23 protein-coding genes are annotated in these 23,769 nt (G+C 61.9%); 20 read left to right on the forward strand and 3 right to left on the reverse strand.

Going from position 1 to position 23,769, the window contains the following annotated elements; translation table 11 throughout:
• Position 1: 1 nt before the first annotated feature.
• The 16 genes from ACZRKZ_RS15515 to madM all read left to right on the forward strand — a co-directional run bounded on the left by ACZRKZ_RS15515 (position 2) and on the right by madM (position 17,623).
• Positions 2 to 541, forward strand: a complete 540-nt coding sequence (locus tag ACZRKZ_RS15515; protein ID WP_463967776.1) for a chemotaxis protein CheW — start codon at positions 2 to 4, stop codon at positions 539 to 541.
• Positions 538 to 2,592 carry a methyl-accepting chemotaxis protein gene (locus ACZRKZ_RS15520; protein WP_463967777.1) on the forward strand — a complete coding sequence of 685 codons (2,055 nt, stop codon included), beginning with the start codon at positions 538 to 540 and terminating at the stop codon, positions 2,590 to 2,592. The genes ACZRKZ_RS15515 and ACZRKZ_RS15520 overlap by 4 nt, the downstream gene beginning before the upstream one ends.
• A 42-nt stretch (positions 2,593 to 2,634) precedes the next feature.
• Positions 2,635 to 8,484 (forward strand): Hpt domain-containing protein, encoded by a 5,850-nt coding sequence (locus tag ACZRKZ_RS15525; RefSeq protein WP_463982002.1) that lies wholly within the window; start codon positions 2,635 to 2,637, stop codon positions 8,482 to 8,484.
• Positions 8,477 to 8,932, forward strand: a complete 456-nt coding sequence (locus ACZRKZ_RS15530; protein ID WP_133102421.1) for a chemotaxis protein CheW — start codon at positions 8,477 to 8,479, stop codon at positions 8,930 to 8,932. Before ACZRKZ_RS15525 ends, ACZRKZ_RS15530 begins: the two co-directional genes overlap by 8 nt.
• 63 nt (positions 8,933 to 8,995) lie before the next feature.
• Positions 8,996 to 9,211: a DUF6124 family protein gene (locus tag ACZRKZ_RS15535; RefSeq protein WP_463982003.1), complete on the forward strand. Its 216-nt coding sequence runs from the start codon at positions 8,996 to 8,998 to the stop codon at positions 9,209 to 9,211.
• Positions 9,212 to 9,272: 61 nt separating this feature from the next.
• On the forward strand, positions 9,273 to 9,902 hold the full coding sequence (locus ACZRKZ_RS15540) for a nucleotidyltransferase domain-containing protein (protein WP_463982004.1): 630 nt from the start codon (positions 9,273 to 9,275) through the stop codon (positions 9,900 to 9,902).
• On the forward strand, positions 9,865 to 10,299 hold the full coding sequence (locus ACZRKZ_RS15545; RefSeq protein WP_463982005.1) for a hypothetical protein: 435 nt from the start codon (positions 9,865 to 9,867) through the stop codon (positions 10,297 to 10,299). Before ACZRKZ_RS15540 ends, ACZRKZ_RS15545 begins: the two co-directional genes overlap by 38 nt.
• 151 nt (positions 10,300 to 10,450) lie before the next feature.
• On the forward strand, positions 10,451 to 12,121 hold the full coding sequence (mdcA, locus tag ACZRKZ_RS15550) for a malonate decarboxylase subunit alpha (RefSeq protein ID WP_463982006.1): 1,671 nt from the start codon (positions 10,451 to 10,453) through the stop codon (positions 12,119 to 12,121).
• Positions 12,122 to 12,979, forward strand: coding sequence for a triphosphoribosyl-dephospho-CoA synthase (locus tag ACZRKZ_RS15555; protein ID WP_463982007.1), 858 nt, complete (start codon positions 12,122 to 12,124; stop codon positions 12,977 to 12,979). It begins immediately after the preceding gene.
• Complete coding sequence (locus ACZRKZ_RS15560; RefSeq protein WP_463982008.1) at positions 12,979 to 13,278, forward strand: malonate decarboxylase subunit delta; 300 nt, start codon at positions 12,979 to 12,981, stop codon at positions 13,276 to 13,278. The genes ACZRKZ_RS15555 and ACZRKZ_RS15560 overlap by 1 nt, the downstream gene beginning before the upstream one ends.
• Complete coding sequence (locus ACZRKZ_RS15565) at positions 13,271 to 14,113, forward strand: biotin-independent malonate decarboxylase subunit beta (protein ID WP_463982009.1); 843 nt, start codon at positions 13,271 to 13,273, stop codon at positions 14,111 to 14,113. The genes ACZRKZ_RS15560 and ACZRKZ_RS15565 overlap by 8 nt, the downstream gene beginning before the upstream one ends.
• Positions 14,110 to 14,886, forward strand: a complete 777-nt coding sequence (gene mdcE / locus ACZRKZ_RS15570) for a biotin-independent malonate decarboxylase subunit gamma (protein ID WP_463982010.1) — start codon at positions 14,110 to 14,112, stop codon at positions 14,884 to 14,886. The genes ACZRKZ_RS15565 and mdcE overlap by 4 nt, the downstream gene beginning before the upstream one ends.
• Before the next feature lie 5 nt (positions 14,887 to 14,891).
• Positions 14,892 to 15,491 carry a malonate decarboxylase holo-ACP synthase gene (locus ACZRKZ_RS15575; protein WP_463967930.1) on the forward strand — a complete coding sequence of 200 codons (600 nt, stop codon included), beginning with the start codon at positions 14,892 to 14,894 and terminating at the stop codon, positions 15,489 to 15,491.
• A complete protein-coding gene (gene mdcH / locus ACZRKZ_RS15580; protein WP_463982011.1) occupies positions 15,488 to 16,393 on the forward strand; it encodes a malonate decarboxylase subunit epsilon in 906 nt (301 codons plus the stop codon). The genes ACZRKZ_RS15575 and mdcH overlap by 4 nt, the downstream gene beginning before the upstream one ends.
• Before the next feature lie 67 nt (positions 16,394 to 16,460).
• Positions 16,461 to 16,853, forward strand: coding sequence for a malonate transporter subunit MadL (madL, locus tag ACZRKZ_RS15585; protein ID WP_463982012.1), 393 nt, complete (start codon positions 16,461 to 16,463; stop codon positions 16,851 to 16,853).
• Positions 16,854 to 16,858: 5 nt separating this feature from the next.
• Positions 16,859 to 17,623, forward strand: a complete 765-nt coding sequence (madM, locus tag ACZRKZ_RS15590) for a malonate transporter subunit MadM (RefSeq protein ID WP_133102413.1) — start codon at positions 16,859 to 16,861, stop codon at positions 17,621 to 17,623.
• Positions 17,624 to 17,693: 70 nt separating this feature from the next.
• Here madM and ACZRKZ_RS15595 read toward each other — a convergent pair whose 3' ends face one another.
• Positions 17,694 to 18,608, reverse strand: a complete 915-nt coding sequence (locus tag ACZRKZ_RS15595) for a LysR family transcriptional regulator (RefSeq protein ID WP_463982013.1) — start codon at positions 18,606 to 18,608, stop codon at positions 17,694 to 17,696.
• 161 nt (positions 18,609 to 18,769) lie between these two features.
• Here ACZRKZ_RS15595 and trhA point away from each other — a divergent pair, with 161 nt between their 5' ends.
• A complete protein-coding gene (trhA, locus tag ACZRKZ_RS15600) occupies positions 18,770 to 19,387 on the forward strand; it encodes a PAQR family membrane homeostasis protein TrhA (protein ID WP_463982014.1) in 618 nt (205 codons plus the stop codon).
• Positions 19,388 to 19,392: 5 nt separating this feature from the next.
• Here trhA and ACZRKZ_RS15605 read toward each other — a convergent pair whose 3' ends face one another.
• The gene (locus ACZRKZ_RS15605; RefSeq protein ID WP_463982015.1) at positions 19,393 to 20,295 is read right to left on the reverse strand and encodes a LysR family transcriptional regulator; all 903 of its coding nucleotides are present in this window, start codon (positions 20,293 to 20,295) and stop codon (positions 19,393 to 19,395) included.
• A 62-nt stretch (positions 20,296 to 20,357) separates the two neighbouring features.
• Here ACZRKZ_RS15605 and ACZRKZ_RS15610 point away from each other — a divergent pair, with 62 nt between their 5' ends.
• From ACZRKZ_RS15610 to ACZRKZ_RS15620, 3 genes are read left to right on the forward strand one after another with little or no spacing between them, the layout of a single operon-like run.
• Entirely contained in the window at positions 20,358 to 21,644 is a 1,287-nt protein-coding gene (locus tag ACZRKZ_RS15610; protein WP_463982090.1) for a D-amino acid dehydrogenase, read from the forward strand.
• Between the two features lie 10 nt (positions 21,645 to 21,654).
• Entirely contained in the window at positions 21,655 to 22,008 is a 354-nt protein-coding gene (locus tag ACZRKZ_RS15615; RefSeq protein ID WP_463982016.1) for a RidA family protein, read from the forward strand.
• A gap of 36 nt (positions 22,009 to 22,044) precedes the next feature.
• Positions 22,045 to 22,947, forward strand: a complete 903-nt coding sequence (locus ACZRKZ_RS15620; protein WP_463982017.1) for a transporter substrate-binding domain-containing protein — start codon at positions 22,045 to 22,047, stop codon at positions 22,945 to 22,947.
• A gap of 85 nt (positions 22,948 to 23,032) precedes the next feature.
• Here ACZRKZ_RS15620 and ACZRKZ_RS15625 read toward each other — a convergent pair whose 3' ends face one another.
• The gene (locus ACZRKZ_RS15625) at positions 23,033 to 23,752 is read right to left on the reverse strand and encodes a 16S rRNA (uracil(1498)-N(3))-methyltransferase (protein WP_463967790.1); all 720 of its coding nucleotides are present in this window, start codon (positions 23,750 to 23,752) and stop codon (positions 23,033 to 23,035) included.
• Positions 23,753 to 23,769: the final 17 nt, after the last annotated feature.

The raw sequence follows: 23,769 nt of genomic DNA on the forward strand, positions 1-23,769 counted from the left end.
CATGACCGAGTCGCAAACCGCCTTTGAACTGCTGCTGGACATCGACCGCCGCTGCCGCCTGTTGGCCGCCGACCTGCCGTCCCAGGAAACCCGGCTGCACAGCTGGAGCGGGATCGGTTTTCGGCTGGGTGATCACTGGTACGTGGCGCCCATGGGCGAAGTCGCCGAAGTGCTGCACGAGCCGCGCTGCACCTTGATGCCGGGGGTCAAGCCTTGGGTCAAGGGCGTGGCCAACCTGCGCGGGCGCCTGTTGCCGGTCATTGACCTGTGCGGGTTCTTCGGTCACGGGTTGTCTGCGCGGCGCAAACAGAGGCGAGTATTGGTGATCGAGCACGAAGATATCTTTGTTGGCCTGCTGGTAGATGAAGTGGTCGGCCTGCAGCATTTTGCCCAGGACCTGCTGGAACGCGCCGAGCTGTCGATGGATGAAGCGGCCAGCGCGCCGTTTATCCAAGGCCAGTTCAGCAGCGACCAGCTGTGGCAGGTCTTCAGCCCTTTCGCCCTGGCCCAGGCACCAGGCTTCATGGATGTCTCCGCATGACCACCGTCACTCCCGCCAAACCCCAGGAAGCCTCCCGTAGCCGTTCGCAGATCATTGTGCTGTTTATCGCCCTGATCATTTTCATCATGTTGCTGTTCGCCAACTTTGCCTACCTCAATACCCAGTCCACCTACGACAAGCAGTACATCGGCCATGCCGGCGAGTTGCGGGTGCTGTCCCAGCGTATCGGTAAGAACGCCACCGAAGCCGCGGCCGGCAAGGGTGCCGCGTTCAAGCTGCTGAGCGAGGCGCGCAACGATTTTGCCCAGCGCTGGGGTTACCTCAAAAAGGGCGACCCGGCCACCGGCTTGCCTGCTGCACCCAGTGCCGTACGCGGCGAGATGCGTGCGGTGCAGCATGACTGGGAAGCGCTGCTGAAGAACACCGACGCGATCCTGGCCAGCGAACAGACGGTGCTGTCCTTGCATCAGGTGGCCGCGACCCTGGCTGAAACCGTGCCGCAATTGCAGCTGGAGTCGGAAAAGGTCGTGGAGATTCTCCTGCAACGCGGCGCGCCAGCCAGCCAGGTGGCCGTGGCCCAGCGGCAATCGTTGCTGGCCGAGCGAATCCTGGGAGCGGTCAACACCGTGCTCGCCGGCGATGAAACCGCCGTCAAGGCCGCCGATGCCTTTGGCCGCGATGCCAACCGTTTTGGCCTGGTACTCAACGGCATGCTCCAGGGCAACGCCGGCCTGAAGATCACCGAAGTGCAAGACCCCGACGCCCGTGCTCGCCTGGCAGAAATTGCGGAACTGTTCGAATTCGTCTCAGGCTCCGTGGATGAAATTCTCGAAACCTCGCCGCAACTGTTCCAGGTACGCGCCTCGGCGAGCAATATTTTCAGCCTGTCGCAAACCCTGCTCGATGAAGCCTCGCACCTGGCTACCGGTTTTGAAAACCTGGCGGCCGGTCGCACCTTCGACACCATAGGCGGCTACGTGCTGGGTTTGCTGGCGCTGGCCTCGATCATCCTGATCGGCTTGGTGATGGTGCGCGAGACCAATCGCCAACTGCGCGAAACCGCTGAAAAGAACGAGCGCAACCAGAACGCGATCATGCGCTTGCTGGACGAAATCGAAGACCTGGCCGACGGCGACCTCACCGTCACTGCCTCGGTGACCGAAGACTTTACCGGCACCATCGCTGACTCCATCAACTATTCCGTAGACCAACTGCGCGACCTGGTGGCGACTATCAACCTCACCGCCGGCCAAGTCGCCGGCGCGGTGCAGGACACCCAGGCCACCGCCATGCACCTGGCCCAAGCCTCGGAGCACCAGGCCCAGCAGATCGCCGAAGCTTCCACGGCGATCAATCAGATGGCCCAATCCATTGATCAAGTATCGGCCAACGCCGCCGAATCCTCGGCTGTGGCAGAGCGCTCGGTGGAAATCGCCAACAAGGGCAACGAGGTGGTGCACAACACCATCCATGGCATGGACAACATCCGCGAACAGATCCAGGACACCGCCAAGCGCATTAAGCGCCTGGGGGAATCGTCCCAGGAAATTGGCGACATCGTCAGCCTGATCGACGACATCGCCGAGCAGACCAATATCCTCGCCCTCAACGCCGCGATCCAGGCCAGCATGGCCGGTGATGCCGGGCGCGGTTTCGCGGTGGTGGCAGACGAAGTACAGCGTCTGGCGGAGCGTTCTTCGGCCGCTACCCGGCAGATCGAAACCCTGGTGCGGGCGATTCAGACCGACACCAACGAAGCGGTTATTTCCATGGAGCAAACCACCACCGAAGTGGTGCGCGGCGCCCGGTTGGCCCAGGACGCCGGGGTAGCGCTGGAAGAGATCGAAGGCGTGTCGAAAACCCTCGCCGCGCTGATCCAGAGCATCTCCAATGCGGCGCAACAGCAGACCTCGTCGGCGGGGCAGATATCCCTGACCATGAACGTGATCCAGCAGATCACCAGCCAGACCTCGTCGGGCTCTACGGCCACGGCCGAAAGCATCGGCAACCTGGCGAAAATGGCCAGTCAATTGCGGCGCTCGGTGTCGGGGTTCACCTTGCCGCCGGCTCGGCAGGTGGATGTGGATTGATGTCAGCGACACTGCAATTCATGAATTCTGACGGGAGTCGTTATGGTTGACCGGCACGACTACGTAGCCCTCGAATGGGTCAAGGGCGAAATTGCCGAAACCCTGAAGCAGGCCCGTTCGGCGCTGGACGCCTTTGTCGACGATTCGAGCCGCGAGGCGATTTCGGGCTGCCTTGAGTGCATTCACCAGGTCCATGGCAGTTTGCTGATGGTCGAATTCTACGGCGCGGCCCTGCTCGCCGAAGAAATGGAGCACCTGGCGCTGGCGCTGCAAGCTGAACGCGTCAGCCAGCGCGACGAAGGCATTCGCCTGCTGCAACAGGCCCTGGGGCAATTACCGCTGTATCTGGATCGAGTGCACAGCGCTCGTCGCGACCTGCCGCTGGTGGTGTTGCCGCTGCTCAATGATCTGCGCAGCGTGCGCGGCGAAAGCCTGTTGTCGGAAACCAGCCTGTTCAGCCCGCAACTGCTGGTGATTGCGCCGCTGCCCGATGATGCCCTGGCCCAGCGCACGCCAGAGGACTTTCCCGAGCTGCTGCGCCAGTGGCGGCAAATGCTGCAACAGGCCTTGGCGGGTTTGCTGCGCGAAGACCACGGCCCCAGCAACCTGGAAGACATGGCGCGGGTCTTCGCCCGGCTCGAAGCCCTGTGCCACGGCGCGCCGTTGCTGCCCTTGTGGCAAGTGACCTCGGCGCTGGCTGAAGGCATGCTCACCGGCGTCATCGCCAACAGTCCGGCCCTGCGCAGCCTGCTCAAGGCCTGCGACAAGGAACTCAAGCGCCTGCTGGCCCAGGGCATCGCCGGGATCAACACGGCGGCACCCGATGAGTTGCTCAAGAGCTTGCTGTTCTACATCGCCAAAGTCACCCGTCCGACGCCGCGCATGCAAAGCCTGAAAGAACGCTACGGCCTGGACGAAGCACTGCCCGACAGTGCCGTGGTGGACGCCGAGCGCGCGCGCCTGGCGGGACCCGATCGCGATGCCATGGGCTCGGTGCTCGGCGCCCTGTGCGAAGAGCTGGTACGGGTCAAGGAACGTCTGGATTTGTTCGTGCGCAGCGACCGCCAACACACCTCCAATCTCGACAGCCTGCTGTCGCCCCTGCGGCAGATTGCCGACACCCTGGCGGTGCTGGGCTTCGGTCAGCCGCGCAAAGTGATCATCGACCAACTGGCTGTGGTGCAAGGCCTGGCCCAGGGGCAGCGTGAGCCTAACGATGCGGTGTTAATGGATGTCGCCGGTGCCTTGCTCTACGTCGAAGCAACATTGGCCGGCATGGTTGGCACCGTCGAACCGGAAAGGCGCGAAGAAAGCCGCCTGCCGACCACCGACCTGACCCAGATCCACCAGCTTGTCATCAAGGAGTCGTGCCAGTGCCTGAAGCAGGCCAAGGAGCTGATTGTTGACTGTCTCGAAGCCGGTTGGGACAAGCAGCGCCTGGAGTCCCTGCCAGAGCTGCTGACCCAGGTGCGCGGCGCCCTGGCGATGATCCCGCTGCCCCGCGCAGCGAGCTTGATGCGCGGCGGTAATGATTACGCCCAAGAGCAATTGATGGTCAACGAAAGCGCGCCTTCAGAGGCGCAGCTCGACCATTTTGCCAATGTGCTCACCAGCCTGGAGTACTACCTGGAGCGAATGCTCCAGGACCATGACGCCCCCGGCGAGCGGGTGCTTGAAGTTGCCGCCCAGGGTCTGATGGCGCTTGGCTATGCACCGACCGAGACCCAACTGCCGTGGCGCCAGGAACTGCCCGCGCCCAACGATCCGCCGCAGGCGCAGTCCTTGGCCGAGGTACTGGCCAACCCAACTTCGCGCCTTAACCCGCCGGCGCTGCAGGGTCCCGGCAGCTTGCTGCCACCGCCTGCCGGGGAAGAACCGGTGGATGATGAGTTGCGCGAGGTCTTTCTCGAAGAAACGGGGGAAGTGCTTGAGGTGCTACATCGCTATGTGCCAAATGGTACGGCGAGCCTGGAAGACAAGGCCGTCTTGAGCGAAATGCGCCGCGCCTTCCACACCTTGAAAGGCAGTGGTCGCATGGTCCGTGCGCTGGTGTTGGCGGAGTTGGCCTGGGCGGTGGAAAACCTGCTCAATCGCGTGCTCGAACGCAGTGTCGCGCCGGGACCGCAGGTGCAGGCGGTCCTCAATGACGTGGTGGCACTGCTGCCGGAGTTGATCGCCGATTTCGCCGTCGATGCCCAGCGCCAAAGGGACGATGTCGACCACCTGGCGGCCCGTGCCCATGCGCTGGCCAGTGGTGTCGAGCTGCCGGCCGCGGTGCAAGAAGATGCGACGGCCTTCGATCCGCAGTTGCTGGAAATCTTCCGCAATGAAGCCCAGAGCCACCTGGACAGCCTCAACCATTTTTTGCACCAGGCCACCGAACATGTGCCGCTGCAAGTCAGTGACGAACTGCAACGGGCGTTGCATACGCTAAAGGGCAGCGCCCATATGGCTGGCGTGTTGCCCATCGCCGAACTGGCGCGGCCACTGGATCACCTGACTCGCGAGTACAAGGCCCACCGCCTGGCGCTGGACCTGGATGAAATCGAATTGCTGCTGGAAGCCGAAACCTTGTTCCAGCGTGGCTTACGCCAGTTGGAGGGTGATCCGCTGACACCGATCAACGGCGCCGCTTCCTTGATCGAGCGCACGCAAAATCGCCTCGACAGCCAACTGGAAGCGCTGCTCAACGCCCCCAGCACCGGCCTACGGGGCAAGCGCGATCCACACCTGATCGCCAACTTCCTGGCCCAGGGCATGGACATCCTGCTGGACGCGGAAAACCTCCTGCGTCGCTGGCAGCAACATCCCGGCGAGCGTCAGGAACTCAGTGCGCTGCTGGACGAATTGACGACGTTGGGGGAGGGCGCGCACCTGGCCGACCTGCACCCGATGGACCAGTTGTGCGAAGCCTTGCTCGACCTGTATGGCGCGGTTGAAGAGAGCAGCCTGGCGGTCAGCGAGCGATTTTTCCATGAGGCTGAGCAGGCCCACGAAGCGCTGCTCAATATGCTTGACCAACTGGCCGCCGGCCAGGAAGTCAGCCCTGCGTCGGCACGGGTGCGAGCCTTGCGCGAGTTGCTGGATGAAGGCCTCGATCCATCCGCCACCGGGCTGATCAAGAGCGACGGCAGCCGCGCCCTGAGTATTTCTGAACTCGGCGCCGCGACGGCGCAGTTGGGGCAAGACTCGGCGGTGGACGACGAAATCGTCGAGATCTTCCTTGAGGAAGCGGTGGATATCCTCGACAGCGCCGGGCAGTCCCTCAAGCGTTGGCTGCTGGACCCCGATAGCATGGCGCCGCTTTCGTCCTTGCAACGAGATATGTACACCCTCAAGGGCGGCGCGCGCATGGCCGACATCGGCCCCGTGGGTGACCTGGCTCTGGAGCTGGAAAACCTTTACGAAGGGCTGGTGGATCGTCGTTACAGCTACTCTGGCGATCTGGCTCAGGTGCTGATGGCCAGCCACGAGCGACTGGCGCTGCTGTTGGAGCAATTGCAACACCAGCAACCGCTGAGTGATTCCAGCGCCCTGATCAGCAATTTGCATGAGCTTCGTCAGAACACCGGGCTTGTGCCGCCGCCTGTGGCGCCCGAGGTCGAGTCGGCTGGCAGTGATCCCGAGTTGCTGGAGATCTTCCTCGAAGAAGCCGCCGACATCCTCGACAGCTCCGGCGCCGCGTTGCTGCGCTGGCAGGCTGATCCACACAATCGCCAGGAAGTGGAAACCCTGCTGCGCGATCTGCACACCCTCAAGGGTGGCGCGCGCATGGTCGAGATCGGGCCCATTGGCGACCTGGCCCACGAGCTGGAGTTTCTCTACGAAGGCTTGTCGGCAGGGTTGCTGGCGCCGTCCGCGGAACTGTTCGCGCTGCTGCAAGGTTGTCACGACCGCCTGGCGCAGATGGTTGAAGCGGTGACGGCGGGCATGCCGGTGGGCTCGGTGGATCAGCTGATCGAGCGGATCAGAAGCCTGGTGCGTCCAGCCGAAGATCAGGTGGTGCCTGTGACGCTGCCAGCAATCAAGGCCGAGGCCGTACCGGTCAATGAGCCGGCCGCCGACATGGTGAAAATCTCCGCCGAGTTGCTGGACGACCTGGTCAACCTGGCCGGCGAAACCTCGATCTTTCGCGGGCGTATCGAGCAGCAAGTCAACGATGCACGCAGTGCCCTTCACGAGGTGGAAACCACCATCGAGCGCATGCGCGACCAGCTGCGAAGGCTGGATACCGAAACCCAGGGGCGGATTCTCAGCCGCCAGCAGGCCGAAGCCGAGCGCTTGGGTTATGAAGAATTCGATCCGCTGGAAATGGACCGTCATTCCCAGTTGCAACAATTATCCCGCGCCTTGTTCGAATCGGCTTCCGACCTGCTGGACCTCAAGGAAACCCTCGACCAGCGCAATCAGGATGCACAGAACCTGTTGCAGCAACAGGCGCGGATCAATACCGAATTGCAGGAAGGCCTGATGCGCACGCGCATGGTGCCATTCGAGCGCATGCTGCCAAGGCTCAAGCGTATCGTGCGGCAAGTGGCCGGCGAGCTGGGCAAAGACGTTGAGTTTATCGTCGGCAATGCCGAAGGTGAGATGGACCGCAACGTGCTGGAGCGCATGGTCGCACCCCTGGAGCACATGCTGCGCAACGCCGTCGACCATGGCCTGGAGTCCCGTGATGCGAGGCTGTTGGCGGGCAAACCGGAAAAAGGCCGGGTTACCCTGGACCTGACCCATGAAGGCGGCGACATCGTCTTCGACATGCGCGACGACGGCGCCGGGGTGCCCCTGGAGGCAGTGCGGCGCAAGGCGATCAAGCGCGGTTTGCTCGACCCTGCGCTGGAGATCAGCGACCGCGATGTCTTGCAGTTCATTCTGCAACCGGGGTTCTCCACTGCGGAAAAAATCACCCAGATTTCCGGGCGTGGCGTCGGCATGGACGTGGTGCACGAAGAAGTGCGTCAGCTCGGCGGCTCCATGGTCATCGATTCCACGCCGGGGCAGGGCGTGCATTTTCGCATTCGCTTGCCGTTCACCGTGTCCGTCAACCGGGCGTTGATGGTGCAGTGCGCGGACGATCAATATGCAATCCCGCTCAACACCATCGAAGGCCTGGTGCGGGTGTTGCCCAATGAGCTGGAAGGTCATTACCAGCTCGACCCGCCTGTCTATGAATACGCCGGGCAGCGTTACGAGTTGTACTACCTGGGCGAGTTGCTGCACACCGTCGCCCGGCCGAAACTGCTGGGCCAGAGCCTGCCGCTGCCGGTGCTGCTGGTGCAATGCAACGAGCGGCGCATCGCCGTGCAGGTGGACGCCATGGCCGGCACCCGGGAGATTGTGGTCAAGGGCCTGGGCCCACAATTTGCCGGGGTCAAGGGCTTGTCCGGTGCGACTATTCTCGGCGATGGCCGGGTGGTGCTGATCATCGACCTGCTGGCGCACATTCGAGCGCTGCAACCGGCGCAGCCATCCCTGAGGACGGACAGTCAATTGGCGGTCAACGAACCCCAGCAAAAACGCCCTCTGTTGGTGCTGGTGGTGGACGACTCGGTCACCGTGCGCAAAGTCACCAGCCGCCTGCTGGAGCGTAACGGCATGAATGTACTCACCGCCAAGGACGGCATCGACGCCATTGCCCTGCTGGAAGAGCACACTCCGGACCTGATGCTGCTGGACATCGAAATGCCGCGCATGGATGGCTTCGAAGTGGCCCTCCAGGTACGTAACGACCCACGGCTAAAAGACCTGCCGATCATCATGATCACCTCCCGCACCGGGCAGAAACACCGCGATCGCGCCATGGCCATCGGCGTCAACGACTACCTCGGCAAGCCTTACCAAGAGTCGGTGTTGCTGGAAAGCATCGCCTACTGGAGCCCCAATCATGCTTGACCACCGCGCCAGCCAACTCACCGGGTTGCTGCTGCCTTTAGCCGACCGCCATTTGCTGCTGCCCAATGTTGCGGTTGCCGAGCTGATCGATTTCCAGCGTGGTGAGCCGGCCAGCGATGCGCCGCCGTGGTATTTGCGCCAGGTTACGTGGCGGGATCGGCAGTTGCCGTTGATCAGCTTTGAGGCGGCTTGCGGTAGCGCCAGTGTCGTGGGGGAGCGAGCGCGGATCGTGGTGCTCAATACCTTGGGCGGGCGGCCGACGTTGAAGTTTATTGCGCTGGTGATTCAGGGGATTCCGCGCTCTTACAAACTCGACAGCCAGTTGAGCTATGTCGATGTACCGCTGTGTTCGCTGGAGCTAGCAGCGGTGCAGGTGGGGGAGCATGTGGCAAAGGTGCCGGATTTGATGGGGTTGGAAGCGTTGTTGGTGGAGTCCGGATTAGCCTGAGCTGCACATTTTTCATGGGCAATTAATTACCCCTGTGGCGAGGGAGCTTGCTCCCTCGCCACAATGTTGATCGCTGTCTTCGGGGTTTTCCTGCAACTTCTCGCGCTAAGCCATCCAACGGGCGTTTTTTGTGTTCACTGCTTTATGGCGGCTGCGCGCAGAAGTGAGCTGGAAGGTTCACCGCACGGGGTGCTGCTGGCGATTCAACAGATGAGTGAGCTTGGGCAGTTGCTGGTGGACCAGGCACTGGAACAAGTTGCTCCATCTTTTGCACACTAAAACTTGATCAGTCCCAAAAAGGGACCTATCGTTCCCTTTTTGGGACTCTTTGGTCGCTGCCATGCAAACCTTGCCACTCAGCACTGTGCTCTTCACCGTGACCCAGCAAAAAGTCCTGGGTTTGCTCTTTGGCAAGCCCGACCAGAGCTTCTTCACCAACGAAATCGCCCGCTGGGCCCAAGTGGGCAAGGGCAGCCTAACCCGCGAGCTGGAGCGTTTGCAGTTGGCGGGCATCTTGAGCGTCACGCGCCAGGGCAACCAGACCCATTACCAAGCCAATCCGCAGTGCCCCATCTATTCGGAACTGTTGGCCATTGTGCGCAAAACCTTGAGCCTGGACGAGCCACTGCGCAATGCATTGGCTCCGTTTGCGGCGCAGTTGAAGTGGGCCTTTATCTACGGGTCCATTGCCAAGGGCGAGGCGCACTCATCCAGTGACATAGATCTGATGCTGATCGGTGAAAGCCTCAACTACAGTGAAGTCATGGAGCAGCTCATGCCGTTGGAAGAGCAACTGGGCCGCACCATCAACCCTACGCTTTACGCCCCGCAAGACTGGATCGGCAAATGGAATGCCGGGAACAGTTTCGTGCTGCGGGTGGCGGAGCAGGACAAGATCAACCTCATTGGGGAAAACCCCGTGGAGTCCAAGGATGGACAGCAACGCAAACCTGGAGAATCTGCAACGTAGTGGTGGCTTGAAGGCTGAGCCGCCGGACCGCAAGGAGTGTGATGGCTTGATGCGCTCGGCCTGGGACCGGTTGAAGGACGCGAGCACTGCGCAATTGTCTTTCGCCAGCCGTTTCGATCTGGCTTACAACGCCGCCCATGCCATCGCCCTCACAGCTCTGCGCTTGCAAGGCTATCGCTCGGACAAGCGCTATCTGGTCTTTCAATGCCTGATCCATACCACGGGAGCCAGCAAGGTCCAAGTGAGGCTGTTTGCGTTATGCCACGAGCGTCGCAACTTGGCGGAGTATGAAGGGTACATGGATGAGGATGAGGGGCTGCTAGGACAACTGGTCGAGAACGCGGTGTCTCTGTTGGGCGATGTCGAAAAGGGGCTGGTTTGCCAGACCTGGGACTGATCAACACCACATTTGATTTTCTTTGAATTCGAGCCCCGCGTTTACTGTAGAACCGTTACTCCAGCCGTAACAATCCACCGCCGAGCTTGATTGATACCTCCCTGATTCACTCCTAAGGTACATCTCACGACACAACCCCCGTGGAGTGACCATGACAACAACAATAACCCCCGGCTCGCGCTGGACGCGGCGGCGCGATGAGAAGCAGCGGCGGCTGGCGCTGGTAAAGTCTTTCGCCGACGGCGCCGTCCTCCCCAGTGAGCGAATCATCGAAGCCCTGGAAGCCCTGATCCTCCCCGGCGACCGCGTAGTCCTGGAAGGCAACAACCAGAAGCAGGCCGATTTTCTCTCTCGCTCCCTGGCCAAGACCGACCCGGCCAAGCTCCACGATTTGCACATGATCATGCCCAGTGTCGGCCGCTCCGAGCACCTGGATCTGTTTGAAAAGGGCATCGCCCGCAAGCTGGACTTCTCCTTTGCCGGCACCCAATCCCTGCGCATCAGCCAGTTGCTGGAAGACGGCCTGCTGGAAATCGGTGCGATTCACACCTACATCGAGCTCTATGCACGGCTGGTGGTGGATCTGATTCCCAACGTGGTCCTTTGCGCCGGCTTTATGGCCGACCGCGCCGGCAATATCTACACCGGGCCCAGTACCGAAGACACCCCGGCGCTGATCGAACCGGCGGCCTTCAGCGATGGCATTGTCATCGTCCAGGTCAACCAGTTGGTGGATGACGTCAGCGACTTGCCCCGTGTCGACATTCCGGCAAGTTGGGTCGACTTCGTGGTGGTGGCCGACAAACCTTTCTACATCGAACCGCTGTTCACCCGCGACCCACGGCACATCAAGCCGGTGCATGTGTTGATGGCGATGATGGCGATCCGTGGCATCTATGAGAAACACAACGTCCAGTCCCTGAACCACGGCATTGGTTTCAACACCGCCGCCATCGAGTTGATCCTGCCGACCTACGGTGAATCCCTGGGCCTGAAGGGCAAGATCTGCCGCAACTGGACCCTCAACCCGCACCCAACCCTGATCCCCGCTATCGAAAGCGGCTGGGTGAAAAGCGTGCATTGCTTCGGCACCGAACTGGGCATGGAAAACTACATCGCCGCCCGCCCGGATGTGTTTTTCACCGGCCGAGATGGCTCGATGCGTTCCAACCGGATGTTCTGCCAATTGGCCGGCCAATACGCGGTGGACCTGTTTATCGGTGCCACATTGCAAGTGGATGGCGACGGCCATTCATCTACCGTGACCCGTGGTCGCCTCGCCGGTTTTGGTGGGGCGCCGAACATGGGCCATGACCCGCGCGGTCGCCGCCACGGCACCCCAGCCTGGCTCGACATGCGCCACGATGATGCCCCCGAAGCCTTGCTCGAACGCGGCAAGAAGTTGGTGGTGCAAATGGTCGAGACCTTCCAGGAAGGCGGCAAACCGACCTTCGTCGAAACGCTGGACGCGGTGGAAGTGGCGCGCAAAAGCGGCATGCCCCTGGCGCCGATCATGATCTACGGCGACGACGTCACCCACCTGCTCACCGAAGAAGGCATCGCCTACCTGTACAAAGCCCGCTCCCTGGAAGAGCGCCAGGCGATGATCGCCGCCGTCGCGGGGGTGACTGCCATCGGTATGCGCCACAACCCCAAGGACACTGCGCGCATGCGCCGCGAAGGCCTGATTGCGCTGCCCGAAGACCTTGGTATCCGCCGCACCGACGCCACCCGCGAGTTGCTCGCGGCGAAAAGCGTGGCCGATTTGGTGGAGTGGTCCGGTGGTTTGTACAACCCACCCGCCAAGTTCAGGAGCTGGTAAATGAACGCACTCAAATTGCATAAGCTGACATTGGCTGAACACTTGGCCGACCTGGCCGTAGATGCGTTGATCGATGAGGCCGACCTGTCGCCCAAACCGGCCCTGGTGGACCGCCGTGGCAATGGCGCCCACAGTGATTTGCACCTGGGCCTGATGCACGTCTCGGCGTTGTCCCTGTGGCCGGCGTTCAAGGCAATGGCTGAAGCGGCCATCGAGTTCGGCGAGGTCGGTTTACCCCTGCGCGAAGCCCTTGGGTGTATTGGTCGCGAAGGTGAACAGTCGATGCTCACCACCACGGGCGGGGTGAACACGCATCGCGGGGCGATCTGGGCGTTGGGGTTGTTGGTGGCCGCTGCCGCGCTGGAACCTGAATCCAGCCAAGCCAGCGAGCTGACCTTGCGCGCCGCCCGCCTGGCTTTGCTCAACGACCGCCATGCGCCCCAGTCGCTGAGCCACGGCGCCCTGGTCGCCCAACGCTACGGCGCTCGCGGTGCCCGTGAAGAAGCGCAACTGGGCTTCCCATCGCTCCTGCAACGCGGCCTGCCGCAACTGCAAAAAAGCCGCCTGCAACAGCACGGCGAACAGAACGCCCGCCTCGACGCGTTGCTGGCGATCATGACCGACCTGGCCGACACCTGCGTGCTCTACCGCGCCGGCACCGAAGGTTTAAACGCCATGCAGCAAGGCGCCCAAGCCGTGCTGGATGCCGGTGGTAGCGCGAGCCTTGCAGGGCGTCGCCGCCTGCATGAACTGGATCAACAACTGCTCGCCTTGAATGCCTCCCCAGGCGGCGCCGCCGACCTGTTGGCTGCCTGCCTGTTTATCGACCGCATCGAGTCTTGCGACGGAGCGTTTTGATGGAAACCTTGTCCTTTGAATTCCCCGCCGGGCAGCCCGCCAAAGGTCGTGCGCTGGTGGGTTGCGTCGGCTCCGGTGACCTAGAAGTGCTGCTGGAACCGGGCACGGCGGGTACCCTGACGATCCAGGTGCAAACCTCGGTCAATGGCGCCGAACAACGCTGGCAGCATCTGTTCGAGCGGATCTTCCAGGAACAGACGCCACCGGCCCTGAACATTGATATCCACGACTTCGGCGCCACCCCCGGCGTGGTGCGCTTGCGCCTGGAGCAAGGCTTCGAGGAGATCGGTCATGAATGACTTGCTCAATAAACACAGCTTCGTCGAACTCGGCGCCCGGCAGCGGGCCAAGGCCTTGCTCGACCAGGGCAGTTTTCGTGAACTGATCGACCCGTTCCAGCGGGTGATGTCGCCGTGGCTGGCTCGCCAGGGCGTTGTCCCGCAAGCCGACGACGGCGTGGTGATTGCCAAGGGCAGCATCGGTGGTTTGCCGGTGGTGATCGCCGCTATCGAAGGCAATTTCCAGGGCGGCAGCCTCGGTGAAGTGGGCGGGGCGAAAATCGCCGGGGCCCTGGAACTGGCCGCTGAAGACAACCGCAATGGCATTCCCACTCGCGCCGTGTTGCTGCTGGAAACCGGTGGCGTGCGTTTGCAGGAAGCCAACCTGGGGCTGGCGGCGATTGCCGATATCCACGCCGCGATTGTCGACCTGCGCCAGTACCAGCCGGTGATCGGTGTGGTGGCGGGCAGCGTTGGCTGCTTTGGTGGCATGTCCATTGCCGCAGGCTTGTGCAGTTATCTGGTGGTCACCCGCGAAGCACGGCTGGGTCTGAACGGCCCGCAAGTGATCGAACAGGAAGCTGGCCTTGAGGAATACGACTCCCGCGACCGGCCCTTTATCTGGAGCCTGACCGGTGGCGAACAGCGCTTTGCCAGCGGCCTGGCCGACCGCTATGTAGCGGACGATGTGGCGCAGATTCAACAGCAAATCACTGAGTTGTTGCAGCAAGGTTTGCCCAGTATTCAACGCAGCCGCCAGGCCGATCACTACCTTAAACGCCTCGCGCGCCTGGACGCCGAACCGCAAATCGACCCGGCAACGGTTCGCGACCTGTATCGGGGAGAACGGTCATGAGAGGTTTGCAGTGGTTCAATGCATTGAGCACCGGCGCCATTCCTGTAAACGGTTTGCCGAATTCGCTGAAAGTCGCCGATGGCGCGCTCGGTGATCAACAGGTGCGCTTCATCGCTGTCGTCACCGACCCGCAAAACCGCTTCCCCCGTACGCGCAATGGTGAAGTCGGTTTGCTGGAAGGCTGGGGCTTGGCCAAGGCCATCGATGAAGCTATCAACACGGGCGACAAGCGCCCGCTGATCGCCATCGTCGACGTGCCTAGCCAGGCCTACGGTCGCCGCGAAGAAGCCCTGGGCATCCATCAAGCCCTGGCCGCTGCCGCTGACAGTTACGCTCGCGCTCGGTTGGCCGGGCATCCGGTGATTGCGCTGCTGGTGGGCAAGGCCATGTCCGGCGCGTTTCTCGCCCATGGTTACCAGGCCAACCGCTTGATCGCCCTGCGCGATCCCGGTGTGATGGTTCACGCTATGGGCAAGGCTTCGGCGGCGCGGGTAACCCTGCGCAGCGTCGAGGAGTTGGAAGCCTTGGCCGCCAGCGTTCCGCCCATGGCCTATGACATCGACAGCTTTGCCAGCCTCGGTTTGCTGTGGGAGACCTTGTCGGTCAGCCAGATCGAGCAGCCGACGGCGGACGATCTGGCTCGGGTGAGCGACTGCCTGGTGCAGGCGATCAAGGACGTGCAGGCCGGCGGTCGTGACTTGAGCGGTCGCCTGGGCGCCAGCAATCGAGCCGCTTCCGCCCATGTTCGCCAGCTGTTGCGTGAGCAGTGGTGAAGGGTGTGCTGCCCCATGACTTGCTCTGGGGGATGACGCCAGAGCACTTTGCTGGCGATGCGCCGTCGTGGGTGTTGGATGCGCTGAGCGCTGGGCACCCCGTGGTGGTGCGCCGTGCCATGACCGCTGTAGGTCAGGTGTCGGTGGGCGTGCGCGGGCCGTTGCGAGAACAGCGTTATGGCGCGGTCATGCCGGTGGCTGCTATTCAGCGCCGGACAAGTCCGGAGCAATTGCGCAGCGTGCATTCGCCACGTGACTTGCCGGCGTTACAGGCGCTCGATCAACTGCGGCCATTGCTGGAACAGTTCGGGCTGGATTGGGGCGTCAGCGGCAGTGCCGGTTTCGAGCTGGCCAGCGGCGTTGAAGCGCTGCATGCACGCAGTGATCTGGACCTGATTCTGCGCACGCCGCAACCCTTGGAGCGCAATGCCGCCCGTGAACTATTGGCGTTACTGGATACCGCTGTGTGCCCGGTAGACCTGCAGCTGCAAGCCCCGCAAGGAGCGGTCGCCTTGCGTGAGTGGGCCGGTCCGTCGCGGCGCGTGTTGTTGAAAAGCGCCAGCGGTGCGCATCTGGTCCTTGATCCCTGGCAGGCAGTGGCATGAGCAGCCTTTTGGTGTTCCCGGGGCAGGGCGCCCAGCGTCCGGGCATGCTCGAGCATTTGCCCGCAGTGGTGTTGCAGGAGGCGAGCGACGCCTTGGGCGAAGAGGTGCGCAATCTCGATTCGGCCCAGGCGCTGTCTTCGACCCGTGCGGTCCAGCTATGCCTGTTGATCGCAGGCGTTGCCAGTGCGCGGATGCTTGAGCAAACACCGGACTACGTCGCAGGCCTGTCCATCGGCGCCTACCCGGCAGCGGTGATTGCGGGCTCCCTGGCGTTTAGCGACGCGTTGAAACTGGTCAGCCTGCGCGGTGAGTTGATGCAACAGGCTTATCCACAGGGCTATGGAATGACCGCGGTCATCGGCCTGCAATTGCCCGCCGTCGAAGCACTCCTCGTTCAAGTCCACAGCCCACAAACACCGGTCTACCTGGCCAATATCAACGCCGACAATCAAGCCGTGATCGCCGGCAGCGATGATGCAATGAAGGCAGTCGCGGCACTGGTACGAGGCACGGGTGTCGCCAGGCGCCTGGCCGTCAGCGTGCCGTCCCATTGCCCGCTGCTGGAAAAACCGGCCCACGCCCTGGCCGAGGCATTTGCCAGCGTTACGTTGAAAGCCCCAACCAGCACTTATCTGAGCAGCACCCGCGCCCGGCCGATCCGCGATATCGAACACCTGCGCGACGACCTGGCCTTCAACATGTGCCGCATCGTCGACTGGCGCGGCACCGTGCAAAGCGCCTACGAACGCGGCGTACGCCTGCAGATTGAGTTGCCCCCGGGCGCGGTGCTCAGCGGCCTGGCGCGGCGAGTGTTTGAGCAAGGCACGGTGATCGCCTTCGAAGGTGCTCGCCTGGACACCTTGCAGGCCCTGTTGCGAGAGGAGGGCCGCCGCCACCGATAAAGCAGCACCCGAGGCTTTCGAAGCACAAAAACAACAATTTCGATGAAGCACTTTGAGGACAACCAGCATGATTATTTACGGTGTGGCGTTTTTGGCGCTGTGTACCCTGGCGGGCCTGTTTGTCGGCGATCTGCTGGGGAAATGGATGGGCATCCCGGCCAACGTCGGCGGGGTGGGGATTGCCATGTTGCTGTTGATCGGCCTGGGCAGCTACCTGGGCAAGCGCGGCTTGTTTACCGGCAAGTCGGAACAGGGCGTGAGCTTCTGGGCGGCGATTTATATCCCGATTGTGGTGGCCATGGCTGCCCAGCAAAACGTCTACGGCGCCATCAGTGGCGGCCCCATGGCCATTCTTGCCGGAACCGCTGCCGTGGTCGTGGCCTTTGCCCTGGTACCGGTGCTGGTGCGCATCGGAAACCGTGAGCCGAGTGCGGTTGTCCCCACCAAAGAAGCCGGGTGATTGCCATGTATGAATCCATGATGAAAGTGATCACCGGCTACGGCCTGATCAGCGGTTTTGCGGTGATTGGCCTGACGATGTGGGTCTCCTACTGGATCTCCGACACCTTCACCAAGGGCCGTCTGCATGGCTCGGCCATCGCCATTTTGCTGGGGTTGGTCCTGTCCTATGTCGGCGGTGCCTTTACCGGTGGCTCAAAAGGCGTGGTGGATATCCCGTTGCTGTCGGGCATCGGCCTGCTGGGCGGGGCGATGCTGCGGGACTTTGCCATCGTCGCCACCGCGTTTGGCGTCAGTGTTGATGAACTCAAGCGGGCAGGGTACGTCGGTGTGTTGGCGCTGTTTGTCGGCGTTGGCTCATCGTTTATCGCTGGGGTGGGGGTGGCCATGGCGTTTGGGTACACCGATGCAGTAAGCTTGACCACCATCGGTGCTGGCGCCGTGACCTATATCGTTGGGCCGGTGACCGGTGCGGCGATTGGTGCCAGTTCCGAGGTTATGGCGTTGTCCATTGCCGCCGGGTTGATCAAGGCCATTCTGGTGATGGTGATGACGCCGTTCGTAGCTCCCCTGATTGGCCTTAACAGTCCGCGCAGCGCGGTGATCTTCGGCGGGCTGATGGGCACCTCCAGCGGTGTGGCCGGCGGGTTGGCGGCGACCGATCCGAAGCTGGTGCCTTACGGTTGCCTGACGGCGGCTTTTTATACAGCCCTGGGGTGTTTGCTGGGGCCGTCGTTGCTGTTTCTGATCATGCGCGGGTTGGTGGGCTAAAGCCCTGACTGCTGTGGTATGAGCACGACTTGTTGTGGCGAGCCCGCTCGCCACAACGGCCCGTGGGGTGTCAGGCCTGCCGATTGGCATACATCCGACACTCTGCCAATAGCGCGAGCAAGTTCGGGTCGCGTTCCTTGGCCTTCAAGAACATCACGCCGATGCGCTGTTGTAACCGATAGCGCGGCTGCAACGGAATCAGCTTCACCCGATTCTCATACACCGCCGCAATTCTCCCCGGCAGTAGCGCATACCCCACCCCTGAACTGACCATGCTCAGCAGCGTGAAGATGTCGTTGACCTGCATCGCCACCTTGGGCTCGAAGCCAGCCTGCTTGAACACCCGATTGCCATCCTGGTGAGTGGCGAAGCCTTGGGTCAGGGTGATGAAGGTGGCGTCGCGCACATCGGCCAGGTCGACTTCCTGTTCGCGGTCCAAGGGCGAATCGGCAGGCGTGGCGAGGAATATGTCATCGGAAAACAGCGCGATTTGCTCACAGTCCGAGTCGCAGGCGTTGTCATCCAGGGAGATCAGGATCGCGTCCACTTCCATGTTCTTGAGCTTGTACAGCAGGTCGAAATTGGAGCCCAGGATCAGGTCGATGTTCAGCTCGCTGCGGCGGATTTTCAGGCCCATGATCAGCTGTGGCACGGTCTTCACCGTCAGGGAATACAGGGAACCCAGTTTGAAACGCTCGGCGGAGAACCCGGCGGCTTCACGGGTCAGGCGTACGCTGTCGACCACGTCCTGGATCAGCTTTTGTGCGCGCTCCTCCAGCACATAGGCGCTTTCCAGCGGTGTGAGGTTGCGGCCTTCGTGCTTGAACAGCGGGCAGCGCAGGGCGTTTTCCAGGGAGTGGATCGCCCGGTGCACGCTGACGTTGCTGGTCTGCAACTCGGCTGCCGCCCGGGCCAGGTTGCCGGTACGCATGAACGCCAGGAAGATTTCCAGTTTTTTGAGGGTGAATTCTTCGTCGATCAGCATGGCCGTGACTCTTGTTCGAATGCGCTCGATTGTGCCCCTAAAACCTGCGCGCTCCCAGGCATGTAGCGCATCTTGAGTCGCGGACATCAGAACGGCCTTGCACTATCCCTCGCCAGGCATGAGCCTTGTTGGCAACACAGGCTATTGGAGGTCAGTGACACATGTATCACGGGGAACGATTTAACGCCTGGAGCCATTTGCTTGGGGCGGTCGCGGCCTTTGTCGGCGCGGTGTGGCTGTTGGTGGTTGCAAGTCTCGATGGCAGCCCCTGGAAGATTGTCAGCGTGGCGATTTATGGTTTCACGCTGTTGGTGCTGTACAGCGCGTCAACGGTTTATCACAGCGTGCGTGGGCGCAAAAAAGAGATCATGCAGAAGGTCGATCACTTTTCGATCTACCTGCTGATCGCCGGCAGCTACACGCCGTTTTGCCTGGTGACCCTGCGCGGGCCGTGGGGCTGGACGCTGTTCGGGATTGTCTGGGGACTGGCGGTGATTGGCATCCTGCAAGAGATCAAACCACGCTCGGAGGCGCGGATTCTGTCGATCGTGATCTATGCGGTGATGGGCTGGATTGTGCTGGTGGCAGTCAAACCGCTGATTGCGGCGTTGGGTACGGCGGGGTTTATCTGGCTGGCGTCGGGCGGGGTGTTGTACACCGTGGGTATTATTTTCTTTGCCCTGGAGCACCGTCTGCGGCACTCCCATGGGATCTGGCATTTGTTCGTGATTGGCGGGAGTTTGTTGCATTTCGTGGCAATCATGCGCTATGTACTGTGACGCTCCTACAGGCGGTCGAGTTGTTCCTGGGCCCGGCTGCTGAAAATCTCCAGTAGGCTCGCCAGCATATGTGGCGGCGGTTCATCGGCGCGAGTCAGGGCATACAAGGTGATCGGCAGCGGCGGTGCCAGCGGACGGATGCAGGTGGTGGACGTTGACGCACCCAGGGCCGTAAACGGATCAATCACCGCCAGCCCTGCACCGGACTCGACCATGGCCCTGGCCAGGGAGTAGGTCTGCACTGCGATGCTCACGCGCGGTGGCGGGTCGACGGCTTCCAGGTAGCTGTCGAGTTTCGCCGACAACGGGTCGGCGCTGGACAGGCCAATCAACGGCGCATCGGCCAACGCCATCAGCGGCAAGGGTTTCCCATGTTCTGCCTCGGGCCAGTAACCTCGCGGTGCCAGGGCGACCAGCACGCCATGGGCCAACGCCTGGGCCTTCAATCCTGGGTGATCGGGGGACTTGAGCGTCAGCGCCACATCCATCTCGCGCATCAACAGGTTCTGCACCAGCTCGCGGCTGTGGGCGCTGGACAGTTCGCAGGCGATGTCCGGGTAGCGCTGAGTCCACTCGCGAATGGCCGGTGGCAGCAGCGATAACGCCAAGGCCGGTGTGGCGCCGATGCGCAGGCTTTGACCCGGTTCGCGGCGCAGGTTCTGCGCCAGGCGCCGCACGCCTTGCAGGCTTTCGGTGACCTTGTCGACTTCCCGCTCAAGGGCTAGCGCCTCGGGCGTGGGCAGCAGTTTGCCGCGGATGCGCAAAAACAGCGGGAAGCCCAGCTGCAACTCGGCGTGCTGCAACACCTTGCTCACCGCCGGTTGCGAGACGTGCAGCAACTGCGCGGCGGCGCTGACGGAGCCGGTCTGGCGGATCGCCTGGAAGATTTCGATATGACGCAAGCGCATGGAAAGTCCATAACCTTTGTTTATGGGTGCCCCATCTTTATTCATTGTCCGGCGTCTGTCACCTGGCCCTAACCTTCAGCTCTGACAATCAACGGCTAAGGACTGATATGGCTCAGCAGGTTTGCATCATCGGCGGAGGGGTCATCGGCCTGGCGAGCGCTTACGCCCTGGTGCGCGCCGGCATGGACGTGACGGTGGTCGAGGCGCGGGAAACCCTGGGCAGCGAAACCAGCTTTGCCAACGGCGGCCAACTGTCCTATCGCTATGTCGCACCGCTGGCCGATAAAGGGGTACCGCTGCAAGCCATCGGCTGGATGCTGCGTGGTGACTCGCCATTGAAGCTGCGCCCGCGCCTGGACCCAGCGCAATGGCGCTGGATGGCGTCCTTTCTCGGCGCATGTCGTGCCTCGGTCAACAAGCGCAATGCCGGGCATTTGTTACGCCTGGCGTCTTTGAGTCAGGGCACCTTGCAGCAGTGGCGTGACGAAGACGGCCTGGACGGCTTCGGCTGGCGGCGCAACGGCAAGCTGGTGACGTTTCGTAGCCACAATACGTTTGAGCATGCGCGGGGCAAAGTGACCGATTGCCTGCAACAACAAGTGTTGTCGGCGGCTGATTGTGCGCGGCTGGAGCCGACCCTGGGCGCTGGGGATTTTGTTGGCGGGATCTACACGCCCAACGAAGAAGTGGCGGACTGTCATGGCTTCTGCCAGCAACTGGCAGCGCGGCTTCAAGCTTCGGGGCGTTGCACGTTCATGCTGGGCCGTAAAGTCACCGGCATTCGTCACGCGGATGGCGCCGTGCAGGCGATCGAGATGGGCGTCGAGGTGCTGGCGGTCGAACACCTAGTGCTGGCGGCGGGTCATCGCAGCCCCGAGCTGGCTTTGCCTGGTGTGTCGTTGCCGCTGTATCCACTCAAGGGCTACAGCCTGAGCGTGCCGATTGGCGAACAGCATCAAGCGCCGAATATCAGCATCACCGATTACGACCGCAAAATCGTCTACGCCCGTATCGGCGAGCAACTGCGGGTGGCGGCGATGGTGGATATCGTAGGCTTTGACACCCGTATTGAGCCCAAGCGTCTGGCGCTGATCAAGCGCCAGGCCTGTGAAACGTTCCCGCTGGCCGGTGATTACGCACAGGCCATCGAATGGGCCGGTATGCGTCCGGCCACGCCCAGCGGCGTGCCGCTGATCGGCCCCAGTGTCTATCGCAACCTGTGGCTTAACCTCGGCCATGGTGCCCTGGGGTTTACCCTGGCCTGTGGCAGCGGCCAATTGCTCGCCGAATTGATCGGCCAACACACGACTTCCATTGATATGCAGGGCCTCGCTCCCCGCGCCGCCTGAGGATGCACCGATGAGCATCACCCGAATCAACAGCAACAGCCGTCTGTCCGGCGCCGTGACCTTCCAGGACCTGGTGTTTTTGTCCGGCCAGGTGCCCGGCGAGGGCCGGGATGTGACGACGCAAACTCAGGAAGTCCTGGCCAAGATAGATGCGCTGCTGCGCGACGCTGGCAGCGATAAGGATCATCTACTCAACGCAACCATTTATCTGAAGAATATCCAGGACGGTTTTGCGCCGATGAATGACGTCTGGTCAGCCTGGCTGTCGCCCGGCCAGGCGCCAACCCGCACCACCCTGCAAGCGGAACTGGCACGTCCTGATGTGCTGGTAGAGATCAGCGTCATCGCTGCTCGCCGCCCTTAACGATCTGCATAACAAGAAAACCAACGGAGAATAACAATGCAAAAAATCACGTTGATCGGCTGCACCCTGGGGCTGTTGCTTGGGGCTCAGGCCCACGCCACTGAAGCACCCTTGCAAGGCACGTTGAGCAAGATCGCCAACGCCAAGAGCATCACCCTGGGTTATCGCGATGCCTCGGTGCCGTTTTCCTACGTCGGTGATCACACCGGTAAACCCATGGGCTACTCGGTGGATCTGGCGAGCAAGATTGTCGAGCGCATTCAACAGAAAACCGGCGTGCCGAAACTCAATGTTAAGTACAACCTGGTGACGTCCCAGACCCGCATCGCGCTGGTGCAGAACGGCACGGTGGACCTGGAGTGTGGCTCTACCGGCGTGACCGCCGAGCGGCAAAAGCAGGTGGCGTTTTCCTACGGTTTTATCTACGTGAAGGGTCAGTTGCTGACCTCCAGGGACAGCGGCATCAACAGCTTCGCTGACCTCAAAGGCAAGAACGTAGTGACCACCGCAGGAACCACCAACGAGCGCTTTATCAAGAGCTACAACGCCGACCACAAGCTGAACATATCGGTGATCAGCGCCAAGGACCACGGCGAAGCGTTCCAGATGCTGCAGTCGGGCCGGGCAGTGGCGTTCTACATGGACGACGCCTTGCTCTACGGTGAGCGCGCCAAGGCCAAGGACCCCCATAAGTGGGTAGTGGTGGGTGAGGAGCAGTCGCGGGAAATCTACAGCTGCATGGTGCGCAAGGACGATCCGCAGCTTCTCGCGGTGGTCAACGAGACGTTGGCGGGCCTGTACAGCTCGGGGGAGATCAACGGGATTTACCAGCGCTGGTTTGAGCAGCCGATCCCGCCCAAGGGCTTGAACCTGGAGTTTCCGATGACCAGCGAATTGAAGGCGATTATTGCCAAGCCGGTGAGTGACCCGGTTGAGTGATGAAGTGGTAGCCCGATCAAAATGTGGGAGCAGGCAAGCCAGCTTCCACATGTGATTGGGTTTTCATGGGATGAGTTGCGTTGGTTTAGAAATCGCCCCACAGCTGCTGGGCCACCGCCAGCGCCACGACTGGCGCTGTTTCGGTGCGCAGCACTCGCGGCCCCAGTCGCGCCGAGTGGAATCCGGCATTCTGCGCGCTATTCACTTCCCCATCGGTCAAACCGCCCTCTGGCCCGATCAGAAACGCCAGGCTTGCAGGCTTGGCATGGCTGACCAACGGTTCGGCCACCGGGTGCAAGACCAGTTTCAAATCCGCCTCGGTCTGCTTCAGCCAATCCGCCAGCAACAGCGGTGGATGAATCACTGGCACCCGCGAACGACCGCACTGCTCGCACGCACTGCTCGCCACTTGGCGCCAGTGCTGAAGGCGCTTGTCGGCCCGTTCGTCCTTGAGGCGTACTTCGCAGCGGTCGCTGAAAATCGGGGTGATTTCGTTGACCCCCAGCTCAGTGGCTTTCTGGATCGCCCAGTCCATCCGCTCGCCACGGGACAAGCCCTGGCCGAGGTGGATCTGTAACGGTGATTCGAGCTGCCCGGCGAAGGCTTCGGTCAGTTGCACCACCACGCGTTTTTTACCGACTTCCAGCAACGTGCCGCGAAACTCCTGACCGGAGCCGTCGAACAACTGCACGGGATCGCTTTCGTTCATGCGCAACACGCGGCTGATGTAATGCGCCTGGGCTTCGGGCAACTCGTGGTCGCCAATGCTCAGGGGGGCGTCGATAAAAAAGCGGGACAGTCTCATTTCTGTTCTCTGGAAAT

The sequence above is a fragment of the Pseudomonas sp. c313 genome (assembly GCF_055407145.1).